At 31.7% G+C, this 17,726-nt stretch carries 19 protein-coding genes and 1 pseudogene; 12 read left to right on the top strand and 8 right to left on the bottom strand.

Translation table 11 applies throughout. The annotated features are described in order from the left end of the window. The first annotated feature begins 296 nt into the window (after positions 1–296). The gene (locus ACVC5O_RS09940; protein ID WP_452221327.1) at positions 297–1,229 is read left to right on the top strand and encodes a hypothetical protein; all 933 of its coding nucleotides are present in this window, start codon (positions 297–299) and stop codon (positions 1,227–1,229) included. A gap of 2 nt (positions 1,230–1,231) precedes the next feature. Next, entirely contained in the window at positions 1,232–1,501 is a 270-nt protein-coding gene (locus tag ACVC5O_RS09935) for a hypothetical protein (RefSeq protein WP_452221326.1), read from the top strand. A gap of 92 nt (positions 1,502–1,593) precedes the next feature. On the opposite strand, the pseudogene ACVC5O_RS09930 reads toward ACVC5O_RS09935, so the two are convergent. Next, positions 1,594–1,775: pseudogene (locus ACVC5O_RS09930) on the bottom strand (IS110 family transposase); the annotation flags it as partial. A 244-nt stretch (positions 1,776–2,019) separates the two neighbouring features. Between ACVC5O_RS09930 and ACVC5O_RS09925 the strand changes: the two are divergent. Then, positions 2,020–2,784 carry a CDP-alcohol phosphatidyltransferase family protein gene (locus ACVC5O_RS09925; protein ID WP_452221325.1) on the top strand — a complete coding sequence of 255 codons (765 nt, stop codon included), beginning with the start codon at positions 2,020–2,022 and terminating at the stop codon, positions 2,782–2,784. On the opposite strand, the gene ACVC5O_RS09920 is transcribed toward ACVC5O_RS09925, so the two are convergent. Then, the gene (locus ACVC5O_RS09920) at positions 2,781–3,926 is read right to left on the bottom strand and encodes a cysteine desulfurase family protein (protein WP_452221324.1); all 1,146 of its coding nucleotides are present in this window, start codon (positions 3,924–3,926) and stop codon (positions 2,781–2,783) included. The genes ACVC5O_RS09925 and ACVC5O_RS09920 overlap by 4 nt on opposite strands. Positions 3,927–4,037: 111 nt before the next feature. Here ACVC5O_RS09920 and ACVC5O_RS09915 point away from each other — a divergent pair, with 111 nt between their 5' ends. Beyond that, positions 4,038–4,967, top strand: coding sequence for a hypothetical protein (locus ACVC5O_RS09915; RefSeq protein WP_452221323.1), 930 nt, complete (start codon positions 4,038–4,040; stop codon positions 4,965–4,967). A gap of 3 nt (positions 4,968–4,970) precedes the next feature. On the opposite strand, the gene ACVC5O_RS09910 is transcribed toward ACVC5O_RS09915, so the two are convergent. Continuing rightward, positions 4,971–5,528, bottom strand: coding sequence for a Smr/MutS family protein (locus ACVC5O_RS09910; RefSeq protein WP_452221322.1), 558 nt, complete (start codon positions 5,526–5,528; stop codon positions 4,971–4,973). Positions 5,529–5,530: 2 nt separating this feature from the next. Continuing rightward, on the bottom strand, positions 5,531–5,767 hold the full coding sequence (locus ACVC5O_RS09905; RefSeq protein WP_452221321.1) for a hypothetical protein: 237 nt from the start codon (positions 5,765–5,767) through the stop codon (positions 5,531–5,533). A 74-nt stretch (positions 5,768–5,841) separates the two neighbouring features. Here ACVC5O_RS09905 and ACVC5O_RS09900 point away from each other — a divergent pair, with 74 nt between their 5' ends. From ACVC5O_RS09900 to ACVC5O_RS09885, 4 genes are all read left to right on the top strand, one after another. Next, positions 5,842–6,687 (top strand): tail fiber domain-containing protein, encoded by an 846-nt coding sequence (locus ACVC5O_RS09900; protein ID WP_452221320.1) that lies wholly within the window; start codon positions 5,842–5,844, stop codon positions 6,685–6,687. 118 nt (positions 6,688–6,805) lie between these two features. Then, positions 6,806–8,584 (top strand): T9SS type A sorting domain-containing protein, encoded by a 1,779-nt coding sequence (locus ACVC5O_RS09895; RefSeq protein ID WP_452221319.1) that lies wholly within the window; start codon positions 6,806–6,808, stop codon positions 8,582–8,584. Between the two features lie 24 nt (positions 8,585–8,608). Then, a complete protein-coding gene (locus tag ACVC5O_RS09890) occupies positions 8,609–8,911 on the top strand; it encodes a DUF2752 domain-containing protein (protein WP_452221318.1) in 303 nt (100 codons plus the stop codon). Between the two features lie 16 nt (positions 8,912–8,927). After that, positions 8,928–9,251, top strand: a complete 324-nt coding sequence (locus ACVC5O_RS09885) for a CCC motif membrane protein (RefSeq protein ID WP_452221317.1) — start codon at positions 8,928–8,930, stop codon at positions 9,249–9,251. A 62-nt stretch (positions 9,252–9,313) separates the two neighbouring features. On the opposite strand, the gene rocD is transcribed toward ACVC5O_RS09885, so the two are convergent. Continuing rightward, entirely contained in the window at positions 9,314–10,594 is a 1,281-nt protein-coding gene (gene rocD, locus ACVC5O_RS09880; RefSeq protein ID WP_452221316.1) for an ornithine--oxo-acid transaminase, read from the bottom strand. A gap of 230 nt (positions 10,595–10,824) precedes the next feature. Between rocD and rlmD the strand changes: the two genes are divergently transcribed. Genes rlmD through ACVC5O_RS09860 form a run of 4 tightly spaced genes read left to right on the top strand, consistent with a single transcriptional unit; the run spans position 10,825 to position 14,008 of the window. Then, a complete protein-coding gene (gene rlmD / locus ACVC5O_RS09875) occupies positions 10,825–12,237 on the top strand; it encodes a 23S rRNA (uracil(1939)-C(5))-methyltransferase RlmD (protein ID WP_452221315.1) in 1,413 nt (470 codons plus the stop codon). Positions 12,238–12,241: 4 nt separating this feature from the next. After that, the gene (locus ACVC5O_RS09870; RefSeq protein WP_452221314.1) at positions 12,242–12,793 is read left to right on the top strand and encodes a DUF6452 family protein; all 552 of its coding nucleotides are present in this window, start codon (positions 12,242–12,244) and stop codon (positions 12,791–12,793) included. Then, complete coding sequence (locus ACVC5O_RS09865) at positions 12,759–13,481, top strand: DUF6048 family protein (RefSeq protein ID WP_452221313.1); 723 nt, start codon at positions 12,759–12,761, stop codon at positions 13,479–13,481. Before ACVC5O_RS09870 ends, ACVC5O_RS09865 begins: the two co-directional genes overlap by 35 nt. Next, entirely contained in the window at positions 13,481–14,008 is a 528-nt protein-coding gene (locus tag ACVC5O_RS09860) for a DinB family protein (RefSeq protein WP_452221312.1), read from the top strand. Before ACVC5O_RS09865 ends, ACVC5O_RS09860 begins: the two co-directional genes overlap by 1 nt. Here the strand turns inward: ACVC5O_RS09860 and ACVC5O_RS09855 are convergent. The 3 genes from ACVC5O_RS09855 to ACVC5O_RS09845 are packed head-to-tail and all read right to left on the bottom strand — an operon-like array spanning position 14,005 to position 17,529. After that, positions 14,005–14,745: a hypothetical protein gene (locus ACVC5O_RS09855; protein ID WP_452221311.1), complete on the bottom strand. Its 741-nt coding sequence runs from the start codon at positions 14,743–14,745 to the stop codon at positions 14,005–14,007. The genes ACVC5O_RS09860 and ACVC5O_RS09855 overlap by 4 nt on opposite strands. Beyond that, positions 14,732–16,351, bottom strand: coding sequence for a sulfatase-like hydrolase/transferase (locus ACVC5O_RS09850; protein WP_452221310.1), 1,620 nt, complete (start codon positions 16,349–16,351; stop codon positions 14,732–14,734). The genes ACVC5O_RS09855 and ACVC5O_RS09850 overlap by 14 nt, the downstream gene beginning before the upstream one ends. A 14-nt stretch (positions 16,352–16,365) precedes the next feature. Then, positions 16,366–17,529 carry a THUMP domain-containing class I SAM-dependent RNA methyltransferase gene (locus ACVC5O_RS09845; RefSeq protein WP_452221309.1) on the bottom strand — a complete coding sequence of 388 codons (1,164 nt, stop codon included), beginning with the start codon at positions 17,527–17,529 and terminating at the stop codon, positions 16,366–16,368. Positions 17,530–17,726: the final 197 nt, after the last annotated feature.

Below are 17,726 nucleotides of genomic sequence, written 5' to 3'. Positions count from 1 at the left end.
AGAACTGTACGAAATCTGTGTAGAAAAGAGAGGGGATTTTCAATGTTGACGAAGTCTAGGCTTCTGCGTATATAATAACCTTACTCCTCTCTTTTGTCTTTTCTGTTTATTTATCTAATTTAATGAATTGTAAACTTAAGTTGTATATAATTTATTGCTAGTTCTAGCCTAGTTACGAAAATCCTCGCGGATTTTCTATTCGGTTTGTATTTGCTAAATTACGTGCTAAACCACGCAACAAACCATATACAAACACGTTGGCAGTAATTAGAGCCACTCAAAAAACCAAGAACAATATGAGATACTTACTTTTCTTTTTTATAATTTTAGTTTCGTGTTCAACAGATGAAACTCAAAATCCTGATGAAAATCCAGATAATGAAAACCCAATTAGTGATGGTCGCTACAAAATATCATTTAGTGCAATCGGAAATACTGGAGAAAAACATTTTAAAGCAATTTACAAATTTGATGATAATGAACCTCAAATAGTTAATTATGATGGATTTGTCTCGCCACAAGGATTTATGATTGGAGATGCAACCGAAAGAATAGACTTTGAATTAGAAATGACAAGTGGAACTTCTTATTTAAGTAATGTTATGATGAAAGTAGAAGACCTTTTAACTAACGAAATTAGGTACGAAATGGATATTTTAGACGGAACAAATCAATATATTTTGTCGCCTGACGTATTAACTGAAAAAGATTTTTTAAATAACCTTTATGGAACACCACCACAAAGTTTTAATCCAAGGAATAATTACAAATTAAAATATCACGCAACTATAAATTATGGAAGCCAAGGTTCAAGTACAGGAGAAAATTATTACTACGATTATAGAGATGATGTTTTAGTTCATAAGCCAACAAGAGGTAGTTTAAGAATTGTTGTTGATACAGCACCTTTAAATTTACCAAGTGATTATTCTTTAGAAACAGAACAAAATGCTTGGTTAATTCAAGACAATAGTAATGACCCAAATAATGGATTTTTAAATATACTCAAGGCGACAAGCACTTTGAGTCCATTTGAAGATTTTAACTCAAATAATGTTGATAAAACTTATGATTTAATTTTACCAAGTCATATGTCTGAATTAACTCTAAAATTTAGAGGAGATGATGCAAATGCAACAGTTTATCTAATGAGAAAAGATGGCACGACCGAAACTCAAACAATATCAACATCAAATAATCAATTACAAACAATAAACTTTACCTTGTAAATATGAGCCTAATAAAAGTAATTTATCAGTTTGGAAACAATGAAGTTTTTGACTACTTCATACTTGATAAAAAAGAGAACGGAATTGAGAAAGACATTGATAAAGATTCATTAGCATTTGAATTTGGTGGTAAAGGCAAAATAATAATGAGTAATTATGGTCAAATTATATTTGGAGCGTTTGATATTTTACTTGAGAAAAGAAGAAAAGGAACAGATACATTCTGTGGTTATTCATTAGCAAATAAGGATGAAATTAAAATAATTAAATAACTACTGCCAACAAAGTACTGTGGTAAAAAACAAGTAAAAACTCATTAATTTTTCACTAAAGTACTTTTGCAAGAATCTTAATATATTAATCCTTATTTTGCAATTGCAAAAGCCTGTTTAAAAGCTTATTACATACTGCTATTAATGCTAATTTTTTACGCTTTCCTTTTGCTACTAATCTATCAAATAACGCTTTACAAGTTCTATTGTATTTACAAGCATTAAAACTGCACATAAATAATAAATTTCGTAGTTTTTGATTGTCTTTTTTGCTATTCTAATTTCTTACTATGAAGAAATTGCTGAATGCACTGTCTTAGGAAAAAACAACAAAGGAATATCAAAGCCAATAGCTTAGACAAAAATTTAATACTATTTTGTAATTAAAAAATTAGTTGTAATTATAACTTTTATAACTGTAAGTAATTAATATAAAAATGGCAAAAAACTATAATTTAATAGTACCTTTACTGCAATTAATTTTGGTATATTCCGCAATACAGTTTCTATGATTTTACATGTCCAAATTACCCAAAGCGCATAAATTTATTGATCTTTCTGACTATGGCAGACCTTTAGCTAGAGTTATTGCAAATGCCTTAAAGAACACCTCTTTTACACCAATTCATATTACTATAAGTTTTATAATTTGTGGCTTAATTGCCATTTTTTGTATTCTAAAAGGGTACAACTGGTTAGCTGCTTTATTTTTAATTTTAAAGTCTGTTTTAGATGCTGCAGATGGTGAGTTAGCACGTGTAAAACAAACACCTTCTTACACTGGTCGCTATTTAGATTCTGTTGCAGATATTATACTTAATGCCTTATTTTTTATTTCTATTTGGTATGTTACGAGTACTAGTTTTTGGATATGTATTCTCGCATTTATAGGTTTACAATTACAAGGTACACTTTATAATTACTACTATGTGATTTTAAGAAATAGGTTTGATGGAGATACTACTAGTCGTGTGTTTGAAACTAAAACTCCATTTGCTTTAAAAGGTGAAAAGCAGAAACATGTAAACACTCTTTTTGGTTTATATAAACTTTTTTATGGTGCTTTTGATAAGACGATTTATGTTTTAGATAAAAATGCCGAAAAAGGGAAGGTTCTTCCTAATTTATTTATGACGAGTATCTCAACCTTCGGATTAGGATTTCAATTATTAATTATCTCAATCTTGCTTATTTTGGGATTAAAAGCTATAATACTGCCTTTCTTTTTAGGCTATACTGTTATGGTATTTGTGTTTATTGGGATTAGAAAGCTGTTCTATTAATTTGTTACAAATTCTTTTAAAACATCTATTACATAGTCTATCTCCTCTTTAGTATTGTATTTACTAAATGAAAATCTTAAGGATGGTTTTTGCATATCCTCATAACATAAAATTTGTGATAGTACGTGCGAGCCTTTAGCGCTTCCACTTTGGCAAGCACTCCCTTTAGAACAAGCAATGCCTTTTAAATCTAATTGAAATAATAGTATTGGTGCTTTTTCTGGAGCAATTGGTAAACATACGTTTAAAACTGTGTATGTACTCTTTTTAAAATCTGTACAGCTTCCGTTAAAACCAACTTCTGGAAAAGCTGCTTTTAGTTTTTCAATAAAATAAGTTTTAAGAGATATAATATAGTCTCGCTCAACTTCTAAATTATCGTAACTTAATTTAAATGCTTCTTCTAAACCTGCAATATTATGTATTGCTTCAGTTCCCGCTCTGTAACCTCTCTCCTGCTCTCCTCCAAAAATTAAAGGTTTTAAACCAGAATTTTTTCTTACAAATGCAAAACCAACTCCTTTTGGTCCATGAAATTTATGGGCACTTACTGCCATAAAATCCAAATGTATTTTTTGTAAATCTAATTCGTAATGCCCTACAGATTGTACAGTATCACTATGAAACAAAGCATTATTAGCCTTACACAAGTTACCTACACGCTCAATATCTAATAGATTCCCAATTTCATTATTAACATGCATTAAACTCACCAGTTTTTTCTTAGGCGATTGTAATAACTCTTCTAAATGCTCGTAATTTACATGACCATTGTCGTCTAAATCAACATATTTTACAACAATTCCGTATTCGCGTTCTAATTGGTTTACAGTATATAAAACGGCGTGATGTTCTATTCGAGACGTTATAATAGTTTTAACGCCTAAATCTCTTACAGCACTTCGTAGTGCTAAATTATCTGCTTCTGTGCCTCCTGAGGTAAAAATAATTTCGCCAGCCGAAACATTAAGGTACTTTGCAATGGTTTTACGAGATTGCTCAATAACCGATTTAGCAGAACGTCCAAAACTATGTGTTGAAGAGGCATTACCATATTGTGCTTTCATTACTGCTGTCATCCTCTCTATAACTTCGTCGCGTAATTGTGTGGTTGCCGCACTATCAAAATATACTTGTTTCATTTCTTTGTAAGCTATTAAAATGATGCCAAAAATAAGTTAAATAAAATTAATGTTGTGTTACTACGTTATAATTTAGCAATTCTATTATTTTTGTTTTATAAAAATTACTTTATGAAAAAAGTTAGCTACTTATTAGGAATTTTATGCGTACTAATTACTGCTTGTGACGATGGAGATGTGATTACAGCATCTTTAGAATTTGACCAAGAATTAGCACTTTGTGGTGATATAAATAGTGCTAATTATGTGCTTTACGATACTAAAACGAGTCCTAACGAGTCCTTAACTTTATTATTCCCTGTTAATAGTGCTAACAACGCTATTTTTAATCCAACTAGTAATGATTTAGTGACTACTCTAACTATAAATGCAAATACCACGCGTTTTAATTATAGAACCTATTCTGGAGACCCTTTACTATTAATTTGCCAAGAATTACCAGATGCTGGAGTTAGTATTATTAACGATTATGAAGCGGCTTCTGGTGCATCAGCACTTTTAACCACTACATTTATTGATGATGATGGAGATGGAATACCAAGTGCAGACGAAAACCAAGATCCTAATGGTGATGGTAATTTTGATGATGCACAAGATACCGATAGTGACGGAATACCAGATTATTTAGATAAAGATGATGATAACGATAGTATTTTAACCATTAATGAAGATTTAGAAGATGATGACGACAACCCGTTTACAAACCCATTAGATACAGATAATGACGAGACACCAAATTATTTGGATAATGATGATGATGGTGATGGTGTAGAAACAATTTTTGAAGATGGAAATGGAAATGGAATTATACTCTCTAGCGATTTAGGAGATATTGACCCAAATAGTATAACCAATCCTGAAGTAGTACGTTACTTAGATGAAAATTCTATGGAAGTTTTTGAAGCTGTTGAATTAGCCGAAAACACCTACACTAGAACAATTACAGTAGATGTTAAAATTATAAATGCGGATATTAGTATTTTAAATGCCGATGAAATTGATTTTGGAACTTATACAACAACCATTATTTTTACTGAATAGTAACTAGTTAGGCTTAACACTTTGCAGTATATAAACTTCGGTTGCTCCTAAGCCGTATTTTTGGTAATTAGCGTCGTAAAACTTCACATTATTATAACGTCCAAAAAGGTATTCTAATTCCATTTTTAATACACCTTCTCCTTTACCATGAATAAATACTATTTTCTGAATGCGTTTTTGCATTGCAAACTCTAATTTATGTCTTGCTGTTTCTAATTGAAGCGTAAGCATATCGTGGTTTGTCATCCCTTTAGAGGATGTTGTGAGTTGATGGATGTGTAAATCGACTTCCATTGTAGGCTCGTAACGTTCTTTTGCTTTTACTTTAGGTTGAAAATGCTTTTTTGGTTCTTCTTTTTCTGAAATAACCTGGTCAACTGTCGCAGAAGAAAATAATTGGTGTCTTAAATTATCGGATTTAATTTTAACCAACTCATTAGCTTCAAATTTAAGCATAAAACCATCTTTAGTTTCTAAAGTTACTGTATGACCTTCTATTGAAGATATAATACCAGATAAATCTTCGTCTAAAACAGAAACTGTATCACCAATTTTAAACATAGTTAATCTTCTTTTTTATTCTCTAATTTAGTATTTGCAGCTTCTTTTTCTTCTTTTATAAAAGAAGTTTCTTCTTTTTTTCTACTAGGTATCGTTCTAGATAATGTATAAATCCCAAACATTAAACACACAATACCTCCTATAAGTAATGCTGTATTTTGTTCTTTTTGAGCATTTGCATAAATAGCTACAATTGCTCCAATAGCAATAAAAACATAACTTTTAACAGAATTATTCATCTTTTTAACAATTATTTTAATATTTTATTAACAAATATGTTAATTTTAAATAAACACTATTAACACCTTTTGCTATGACCAAAATTACTCAAATTTTAAAACAACAAGTAACACTAATCGTAATTTGTTTTACTCCGCTGTTGTACTCACAAGTTGGAATAGGCACTACTACGCCTTCACACCAATTAGAAATAGTAAATACTGGAAATATTGGAGCCTCTACATTAACTATTAGTGATAATAGCGGCATTGATGGTGTCTCGTTAACTGGTGTAAATCAAAGTACACTAAATGGTTATAATGCTATAGAAGGTGGCACAAACGGTTCATATTCTGGAGTTTATGGATTATACATTCAAACTACTGGTATAGGAAATGGTGTTTATGGAGTTGCAAATAGTTCTGATGGTGTTGGTGTTTTTGGCACTGTTCCTACTTCTGGAACTTGGACTGGTTTTGGTGGTTTGTTTACTGGAGGCTTAGCTTATGCTAATGGTCTATACAATGTGTCTGATACTAGTGCTAAATCTAATATTATACAACTAACTAATGTTTTGGAGAAACTTAAAAACATTAATGGGTATCAATATACCTACAATTTTCATGCTTTTAATAAAAATATGGCCAATAGTGAAAAGCTGTATTATGGTTTTTTAGCTCAAAATATACAAGATCATTTTCCACATGCCGTTGCAAATAAAAATGTGAGGTTAGCAAACGACAAGCAAGATTTAAATGATAAAGATGTAATTGTGAATAAAGAATTAACTATTGTTGATTATACAGCATTAATTCCTATATTAGTTGAAGCAACTAAAGAACAACAAATAATTATTGAACAGCAGCATAAAAAAATCAAAACTTTAGAATCTAAATTAAAGCAGTTTGAACTGAAGCTAAATGCATTGTCAAAAAATTAATGATTTTGGACAATAGAAAACCTTAAATAAACTAATTATATCATAAGTTATGGCTAACAAATTTTATCTATTTTTATTTACGATTCTTATTACTTGCTCAACTTACGCGCAACTGTCAGTGAGAAATAATTCATTCGTATTTGTTACAGATGAAGTCCTTTTTGTTACAGACGATGTGAATTTAGAAGAAACAAATGCAAGTCTATACCTCAGAAACGAAGCACAATTAGTACAAGGTCCTGGTACAACTGGCAATTCTGGTATTGGAAAACTTAGTGTGTTTCAAAGCGGAACAGTCAATCAATATGCTTATAATTATTGGGCTTCTCCTGTAGGAAACGCATCTGCTAACGATAATGCAAATAGAGATTTTATTCCTAATCAACAGTTTTTTGATTTTATTGGAGATCCAGATCCTGCGTTAAACCCAATAACAAGTGTTCCTGCAATGTTTACGTATAATGTAAATGGCACAAGTAGCCCTTTAGTAATTTCAGACAGATGGTTATACAGTTACGATCCAGGAATTTCTTATACAGAATGGGATTATCTTGGAGACAATGGTAACCTAGCCGCTGGTTATGGCTTTACAATGAAAGGTATGGGAACTGCAGCAACAGGTAACCAACTATACGATTTTAGAGGAAAACCAAACAACGGAACCATAGAAGTAGATATTGAAGATGGTTTACAAACCTTAGCAGGAAACCCTTATCCTTCTGCTTTAGATGCTTATGCCTTTATCCACGATGTACAAAATGCAGGCTTAAACGATGAATTAAATACAAATGGTGGTTTTACTGGTGCGCTGTATTATTGGGAACAAAGCCCTACAAACCATACATTAACCTCTTATTTAGGAGGTTACGCTACATATACCAATTTTTTAGACGATTTAGGAGACGCAGACCCAAGTAACGATATTGTTGTCGATTCTTTTACATTTGCACCATTCTCACTATACGATGGTAATGGAAACCCTTTAGGATTTCCTACAGGAACTGGCTCTAAAGTAGCCTATAGATACATACCAATTGGACAAGGTTTTTTTATTGAAGGTGCAGCAGGAATACCAACAAATACTAAAGTGTATTTTAAAAACTCACATAGAGCGTTTTACAGACAATCTGGTGCAGAGAGTTATTTTTTTAGAAATAGTGATGATACAAACACTAATACCCTAACCGAAAACGGCTTAAATACTGTACCAAGTTCGTTTAAGCGTTTTAGAATTAATGTTGGTTTTAATGAAGATTATAACAGACAACTGTTAATGAATTTTCATCACTCTGCAACAGCTGGTTTTGATTACGGTTTGGAAGCAAAACCTTACGAGTTATTAGCTTCCGATGCACATTGGACGCTAAACAACAACCCATACGTTATACAAGCATTTAACTTTGATCTTGCCCTTACAATACCTCTAGTTATTAAAGCTGAAAACCAACAACCTCTCAACTTTAATATTGTAGATATTCAGAATTTTGACGAAAGCCAACCAATATATATCCACGATATAGAAAATAATATTTATGTAGATTTAAGGAACCAAGACTATTCTATAAATATTCCAGCTGGTGTGTACACAGACCGTTTTGAAATTACATTTACTCAAAACACACTTAGTGTTGATACTGAAGAATCTAATACTTTTCAGGTTTACCAAAATAACACAACTTCAGAATTAACAGTAAACAATCCAAATGGCTTAGATGTAAAATCTGTTACACTTTATGATGTAGCTGGAAAACGTGTTTTAAACCAACAAAAATTAAAGCTTCAAACAGAATATAGATTTTCTACAAAAAACTTAAGCGATGGAGTTTATATTACTAAAGTAGATGTTAAAAATGGAGAGTCAATAAACAAAAAGGTAATAATCTCTAGCAAAAACTAACTTAAACTTTATACATTTGTTCTAATGTTTTTAGCAATAATTTTTGAAGGTTTAGAGGAATACATGTTGCCTTGTTTAAACAAACAACTACTTGGTTTTGAATGTTTAGGCTGTGGATTACAACGTGCTTTAAAACTTATTTTTCAAGGTAAATTTATAGACGCTTTTAAGATGTATCCTGCTATTTATACATTAATTCCTCTTGGAGCGCTTATTGGTTTAAATTTTTTCTATAAATTTAAACATTCAAATAAAATTATAAATTACTTAGCAATAGCTTCAGTATTAATAATTATAACAAGCTTTTTAATAAAACAATTAAACTAAATTAAAACCAACTTTCATGAAAAAACAACTTAATCCAACTCTTGTTTACGTACTAGCCATAATAGGTTTACTATGCTGCTGCTTTGGTGGTCTAGGATTTATATTAGCAGGTATTGCATTTTATATAGCGCATACCAAAATTAAAGATGCACAGCTTAATCCTGATGCTTACGAAGGAGATATTAAAGCTATGAACACAGCAAAAACTGTAGCGCTTATAATTTTAATAATTAATGTTTTATACTTATTATATACTGCTTATCAAATATATACTGTTGGTTGGGACGAGATGATGGAACAATCTAGACAAATAATGGAGCAATACGAAGCTCAACAATAATAATTTAAAAATTATAAAAAAAGCGACCAATTGGTCGCTTTTTTTTATCTAACTCGTTGAGATTACTTCTCAAATTGTTTTAACGTCTTTGTGATAATAGAGACACAATCTAATAGTTGTTCTTTATTCATCACTAAAGGAGGAGCAAAACGTATAATATTACCATGCGTTGGCTTTGCTAATAACCCATTATCGCGTAATGCTAAACAGATGTTCCAAGCGGTATCACTATCTTCCGTATCATTTATTAAAATAGCATTTAATAATCCTTTCCCTCTTACTGTACTTACAATAGTTGAGGTTTCTATAAACTTAGACATTTCTGCTCTAAACAATTCGCCTAAATCAAACGCATTTTGTGCTAAATTTTCGTCTTTAATCACTTCTAATGCAGCAATTCCTACAGCTGCTGCAACAGGATTACCACCAAATGTACTTCCATGATTTCCAGGTTTAATAACATCCATTATAGCGTTATTTGCTAAAACAGCACTTACAGGATAGGCTCCACCAGACAAGGCTTTACCTAAAATAAGTATATCTGCTTTTACTTCTGGTGTATCAGAGCAATGCTTATCTGCACAACTACAATCGCCACAAGTGGCTAATAAGCGACCTGTTCTTGCAATACCAGTTTGTACTTCATCTGCAATAAATAATACATTATGCTTTTCGCAAAGTGCTTTTGCTTTTGCCAAATATCCCTTAGAAGGTACGTAAACACCTGCTTCACCTTGTATAGGCTCTACTAAAAAACCTGCAACGTTTTTATTCTTAGTTAACGCATCTTCTAAAGCGTTTAGATTATCATATTCAATTTTTATAAATCCTTTAGTGTAAGGTCCAAAATTTTTACGCGCAACAGGATCGTTAGAAAACGAAATAATTGTAGTGGTACGTCCATGAAAGTTGTTTTCGCAAACAATAATTTCAGCTTCATTTTCATCTATTCCTTTTACTTCATAAGCCCATTTTCTACATAGCTTTAAAGCCGTCTCTACAGCTTCTGCTCCAGTATTCATTGGTAGTAACTTATCGAAATTAAATGTTTCTGTAGCATATTTTTCAAACTTACCAAGCATATCATTATAAAATGCACGCGATGTTAAAGTTAGAGTTTGAGCTTGGTTAACCATAGCTCCAACTATTTTTGGGTGGCAATGTCCTTGGTTTACTGCAGAATAGGCAGATAAAAAGTCGTAATACTTTTTGCCTTCTACATCCCAAACATAAACACCATCACCTTTACTTAATACTACTGGAAGCGGATGGTAATTGTGCGCTCCATACTTGTTTTCTAAATCCATCGCTTGTTGCGATGTTAATTGGTCTAAAACAGCCATTTTTTAATGTGTTAATTAATGAATAAAATATCCATTCCTACTCTACCTTTTTCCTTTCGAAGTGTCGAAAATTCAGCGTGGGAAAGAAATCATCCCTAAGACTTGCAAATTAATAAATAAAACTGGTATTAAAAATTTTTTAATTTCATTTTAAACGAAATATATAATGAAGTAAAAAAATCGTAATTCTAAACTCGTAAATAGTAAATCCTTTGCTTACTTTTGCACCTATGTCAAGAAGAAAATCTAAAAAACAAGTATTTACAAACGTCGAGGTTATCGATGCTGGAGCAAAAGGAAAAACCATTGCAAAAGCACCAGACGGAAGAGTTATATTCTTACCAAATGCAGTACCTGGAGATATTGTAGATGTGCAAACATTTAAAAAACGAAAGGCCTATTTTGAAGGTAAAGCTACTGTATTCCATAAACTATCAGACAAGCGCACAACACCAGCTTGTGAGCATTTTGGAACTTGTGGTGGTTGTAAATGGCAAGACATGGCTTACGAGCATCAATTGCACTACAAACAAAAGGAAGTTACCAATAATTTAACCAGAATTGGACATATAAACTTACCAGAAGTCACTCCTATTTTAGGTGCTGCAGAGCAGTATTTTTATAGAAATAAAATGGAATTCTCTTTTAGCGATAGTCGTTGGCTTACTTTAGAAGAGGTGCAAAGTGATAAGGATTTAGGAGATAGAAACGCATTGGGTTTTCATATTCCTGGAATGTGGGACAAAATTTTAGACATAAATAAATGCCACTTACAACGTGATCCTTCTAACGCTATTAGAAATGCAATTAAAACCTTTGCAGTGACCAACAACTTGGAATTTTTTAACACACGTAATCAAACAGGTTTGCTGCGTACGCTAATGATTCGTACGTCTTCCACAGGTGATGTAATGGTTGTTGTTCAGTTTTTTAAAGAGGATAAAGAAAAACGCGAATTATTACTTAATTATATTGCTGAAAACTTCCCAGAAATAACTTCATTACAATATATAATTAACCAAAAAGCAAACGATACTATTTACGATCAAGACGTTATTTGTTTTAAAGGAAACGATCATATATTTGAAGAAATGGAAGGTCTTAAATTTAAAATTAATGCCAAATCGTTTTACCAAACAAACTCAGCTCAGGCTTACGAATTGTATAAGCTTACCAGAAATTTTGCAGATTTAAAAGGAGACGAATTGGTTTACGATTTATACACAGGTACAGGAACAATTGCTCAATTTGTTGCCAAACAAGCAAAAAAAGTCGTTGGAGTTGAAGCTGTACCAGATGCTATATCTGCTGCTAAAGAAAACGCACAATTTAACGGCATTAAAAACGTTGAGTTTTATGTTGGAGACATGAAAACTGTTTTTAACCAAGAGTTTATTAATACGCATGGCCAACCAGATGTGATTATTACAGATCCACCACGCGATGGTATGCATAAAGATGTTGTTAATCAAATATTAAACATTGCGCCAAACAAAATAGTTTATGTAAGTTGCAATAGCGCAACACAAGCTAGAGATTTGGCTTTACTAGATGCTACTTATAGAGTGACTAAAACGCAGGCTGTAGATATGTTTCCGCAAACACATCATGTCGAAAATATTGTGCTTTTAGAAAAAAGATAATACCATGAAAAAAATACTATTACTCCTCCTACTTTCTCTCTCTTTCATTACTTGCGAAAGGGATGATATTTGTTCGGATAATGAAGCCACTACTCCTAGACTTGTGGTCGATTTTTTAGATGTATTAAGTCCAGAAGATTTTAAAAACGTTGTGGGTTTAAGAGTACAAGGCATAGGAAATGATAACGTTTTAGAAGGTTTTAATGTCGTAAACAAAAACCAAGTACTATTGCCTTTAAAAACAACTGGCGATGTTAATGCTAATAACGAGTTAACGACCTCTTATAGTATGTATAGAGGGTTTGCCATTGACGATAATGACACTCCAGATGACACATCAGACGATTTTAATACTGGTAATGAAGACCTTATAAATATTACTTACACAACCCAAGAAATTTATGTCTCTAGAGCTTGTGGATTTAAAACCGTATTTAATATTATCTCTTTTGAAGTTGTACCAGACGCAGACAATTGGATAACTATAGTTGAAAATGCTAACAATAACCAAACAATTACTAATGAAGCAATTACACATTATAACATACAGCACTAGTTTATTATTTGCATTGTGTTTTTGTTTTGGATTACAAGCTCAAGACACTAACGAAGTTGTTAAAGACTCTATAAATATTGAACAAAAATATGGTTTACGACTTGGTCTAGATTTAAGTAAATTAGTACGATCGTTTATAGAAGAAGACTATAAAGCATTTGAAATAAATGGTGATTATAGAGTAACCGAAAACTGGTATATCGCTGGTGAATTAGGTACAGAAGAAAAAATTGTAGATAATGAGTATATTAAAACGACTACTAAAGGAAGCTATTTAAAAGCAGGTTTAGACTACAACATGTACACCAATTGGCTAGACATGGAAAACATGATTTACAGTGGCTTTAGAGTAGGCACTTCCTCATTTAGCCAAACCTTAAACAACTACTCAGTGTACTCGCAAAATCAATATTGGCAACCACAATTTACTGCTAATAATAATGAAGAGTTTAAAGGTTTAACAGCTATTTGGATAGAATTACAATTAGGCATAAAAGCCGAAGTATTAAACAATCTATTTATTGGAGCCAATGTGCAATTAAAAGGTATGATTTCGCAAGATCAACCAGCAGGTTTCGAAAATCTATATGTTCCAGGCTTTAATAGAACTTACGATAGTGGCCGATTTGGTGTTGGTTATGCCTATAATATTTCGTATCTTATTCCTATATTTAAAAAGAAAAAATAATGCACAAAGATGATATTGCAGTAAAGTTAGAAAAAGCACATAACAATTTACTACAATTTCTCTCTAACCAAGACGAAGAGCTTTGGGAAACTGGTCCTGAAGGAAAATGGACAACAGGACAGCAAGCACTACACATTTTGCAAAGCTTAAAGCCAATGAATACTGCGTTAAGCATGCCTAAATTCTTGTTACGTTACAAATTTGGTAAAACAAACAGAAGCGTCAGGAATTTTACTACTGTTGTAAAACGTTATAACGAAAAGTTAGATGAAACAAAAGACACTACTTTTGGACCTTCTAAAAATATGAAAGTCCCTAAGTTAAAAGACAAAAAATATCTTATGGATAGATTGCAAACAGAAAACAAAAAGTTGCAATATAAAACCCTAAAAAAGTGGAGCGATAAAGATTTAGATACTTACGTGCTTCCGCATCCATTAATGGGAAAAATGCCTGTAAGAGAATTATTAATGTGGACGATTTACCATATAGAGCATCACACAAAGAGTTTAGAAACAAATTACTAACGATTTCCTTTAATAGCATTAAATTGAGATAATACAATTTTTACAGAGCTATCATTTAATACTGTTCTTACTTCTTTATATTGAGAATTATAAGCGTTAGAGATTGCCCAAATATATTTTGTTTTGTCAGGAAAATGTTGAGCGATTATATCGTAATCCTTTATACTTGTTGATATTCCAAGATTTGAATGAAGCTTTATTATAGACTCTATTTCATTAATAATACTAGTTAATTCCTTTTCTGTTTTAAGATATAGCTTTGGAGGCAAATAATAACTTGTTTTATAACCAAATTCTCTAAATTTTAAGAGCGCGTTTGGGTTTCTAGACTCAATTAACACCTTGTTTTTAGAGTAGTTTCTGCTTTCTAACAACACATTTAGTTTTTCTAAAATAGCATCTTGTGTTGTTTCATTTAAGTTTTTAATGTCTAACCATAAAAAGGGATATTTACCAACTTCAATACATTCTAAATACGTTTTAAAATTTAAATTAATAGAGGTTGCTGGTGGATGGTTAACCTCAAAAGTATGTGTTGTAATATCAAAAACTAAATCTAATTCCACACCATTAAAATAGTTGAGTGCAGACTTAAGTTTTTCGGTACTATTTACTCTATGTGCAAATATTTTATCGTAATGACCTAAAAATTCAATGCGTCTTGGACTGTAGTTATACAAATAGCCTATTAATAGAATTAGTCCAACACTAAAAAATATTTTTTTACCTCTTGTCATAATCCTCTCCTTGTTTAATTAGTCTTGGTTTTTCAACAAACTGCGCATTAAAAATACTTTTTGAGGCCTCAAAACCTTCAAATTTAATTGTACTTAACTCACTAAAACTATATGGGAAATCTTCTAATATGTACTTTCTATTGGTATAATTTTGCATACTATCTGTATCGTTTTCCTTTTTATAAGTTTTAGATAACCAAACAACAAATGGCACGTCGTACATTGGAGCAGTAGCGTGATATTCGCTGTGACCTGCAAAATCAATAGTATCGTAAACTTCGTCTCCATGATCCGAAAAATAAACCACATAACTATTAGTGTCCAACGCTTTTATTTTTTTAATGATTTCGCTAACTATAAAATCGTTATAACGTATGGCATTATCATACGTATTGATAATATTTGATTGATGAGTTGTTTTAGAAGTAATTTTTCCTTTAAAATGAGCATAATTTTCTGGATAATGATTGTCGTAAACACTATGAGTTCCTGCCAAATGAATAAAAATAATTCTTTTAGATTCAGCATCTTTTAAAATACTATCTAGTTGTGGCAAAAGCTTCTCATCTAAAGTAGCGTCATTAGTGTTTTCTGTAGTCATAAAATACTCGTAATCTGCAGCAGTTCCTATTTGCGTAGAAACCGCTTCGTGCATTCCAATTGGCCGTTGATTAGATAGCCAATAGGTTGTAAATTCTGCTTGGTTTGCTAATTGTATAATCGAAGTATTGTCCTTTTTATTAGGTTCTGAAAACTCCGAGAACGTCAATATTTTATCCAATGCCAATATAGTATGTGTATTTGTTGTTATCACATCTTTAAAAATTAGCAATTCGTCTTTTAATTTACTCAATTCCGGATTTGTTTCGCGCTCATAACCATACAATTGCATGTGCCATTTAGAGGTTGATTCTCCAATAATTACAACATGTGTTTGAGGTGCTTCTGCTTGGTTTTCAACTTGTACATATTTACTTTCAGGCTTCGATAAACTCTCCTTTAAAAGTGTTTTTGTCACTCTATAATCCTTATAAGAATTATAAGTCGTTGTTAATAAATTATAAGCTTGAAATCGCAATTCTATTTGATAAATTGAAAATGCAATTACCACCAGAGGAATAGCATTGAGTACTACTGGTTTTAATAAAAAATCGTTCGCTATAACAGCGTTTACCCAATTTTTAAAATTCGTGTTTAATATATAAAATACATAAGGTAAAGCGACTAAACCTACTAATAATAGCACTTTAGAATCTAAAAATTGAGATAAAAAATCGCGAGCCTCTACGCCATTAGTTTCAAAAATCACATACAAAGCTGAAGCACTTAATTTAACATTGTAGTGGTAATAAAAACTGAGCTTTATTACAATCAAAACAGATAACAAAAAGTAAAAACAATAAAAAACAACTGCTCTAACTTTTTTAGAATGAAATAAAAATAAAAAGAAATAGCCAATACTGGTTAAGAGTCCAAAAGCTATAACTTCCCTAAGATAATCACTATTGTGAGGTATTAAAATCCAGCCAATACTTAATAAAATAAGCAACGGAAACGCTAAAAGCAAACCTAAATTTACTAAGGATTTTAAGCGTTTGGTTTTCATTTTAAATGTAACTCCTAATTAGTGTAATTATTTTTCTTTGCTTTTTTGCTGCCTTCGTACATTTCGTATTTTACTAAGCGCGATTCTAATTTAGCATTAAATAATTTAATTTTACGCGACGGTCTTAAACCAACGTGTTTTAAAGCATCTAAATTTGAAGTAATTAGCCAAGCATGAGTTCCTGGATAGCCATGTTTTAACGTGCTTCCAATATCTGCATAAAATTGCTCCATATCTATATCTAATCGCTCTCCATAAGGTGGATTAAACACCATGTGCAAAAAGTTTTCTCCTGCTTTTTGGGTTTTAAAAAAATCTTCGTGCCTAATATTTACAAATTCATCTAAATGCGCATTTTTTAAATTTTCTTTTGCTTTTGTAACTGCGCTTGGCGACTTGTCAAACCCTAAAATTTTATGATGGAAATCTCTGGTTTTGGTTAATAGAGACTCTTCAATTTTTTCAAATAGCTCTACGTCCCAATCACTCCAACGCTCAAAAGCAAATTCTTTACGCATTAAATTTGGTGGTATGTTGCAGGCTATCATTGCAGCTTCTGCTAAAATAGTTCCACTTCCACACATTGGATCCATAAAATCGGACTGTCCATCCCAACCAGAAAGCATTATTAATCCTGCTGCTAAAACTTCGTTTATTGGCGCAATATTAGTAGCTGTTTTGTAACCACGCTTGTGTAGCGAATCTCCAGAACTGTCTAACGATACATTACAGGTATTTCGGTCTATATGAATATTAATTTTTAAGTCTGGGAATTTTAAATCTACATCTGGTCGTACTTGCTCTGTGTCTCTAAATTTATCGACTATGGCATCTTTAGTTTTTTGTGCTATATATAAGGAATGTGTAAATACTTCGGAATTTACTGTGGCATCTATAGCTAGCGATCCAGAGGCTTTCATGTACTGAGACCAGTCCATTTTATAAATATTTTTGTATAAATCCTCTTCGGTTTTTATTCTAAAACTATGTATTGGTTTTAGGATTTTTACAGCTGTTCGCAACGCTAAATTTGCTTTGTACATAAACCCTTTATCGCCTTCAAAGCTCACATTACGCACACCTACTTTTACGTGCATTGCGCCTAGCTGTGTTAATTCTTTTGCTAGTAACTCTTCAAAACCAAAAATGGTTTTGGCTATCATTTTGTAATTATTCATACTATTTTTCAACTAATACATTACAAAAATAATCTATTTTTGCGGTAAACACGACCTTAATCGATAATTGAGTTAAGGATTGTAGCATTGTTGGAGCTCCTTGCAAAGAGCGACTGCGAAAAGCCTGACCTTTTGTTGCCTAAACAACAAAAGGGAACTCTATAAAAACTAACAAAGTGCCTGCTTTATCAGGACTA

The organism is Lacinutrix salivirga (assembly GCF_053604675.1).
The sequence above is the reverse complement of the archived record's forward strand: the minus strand, read 5'-3'. Positions and strand labels throughout refer to the sequence as shown.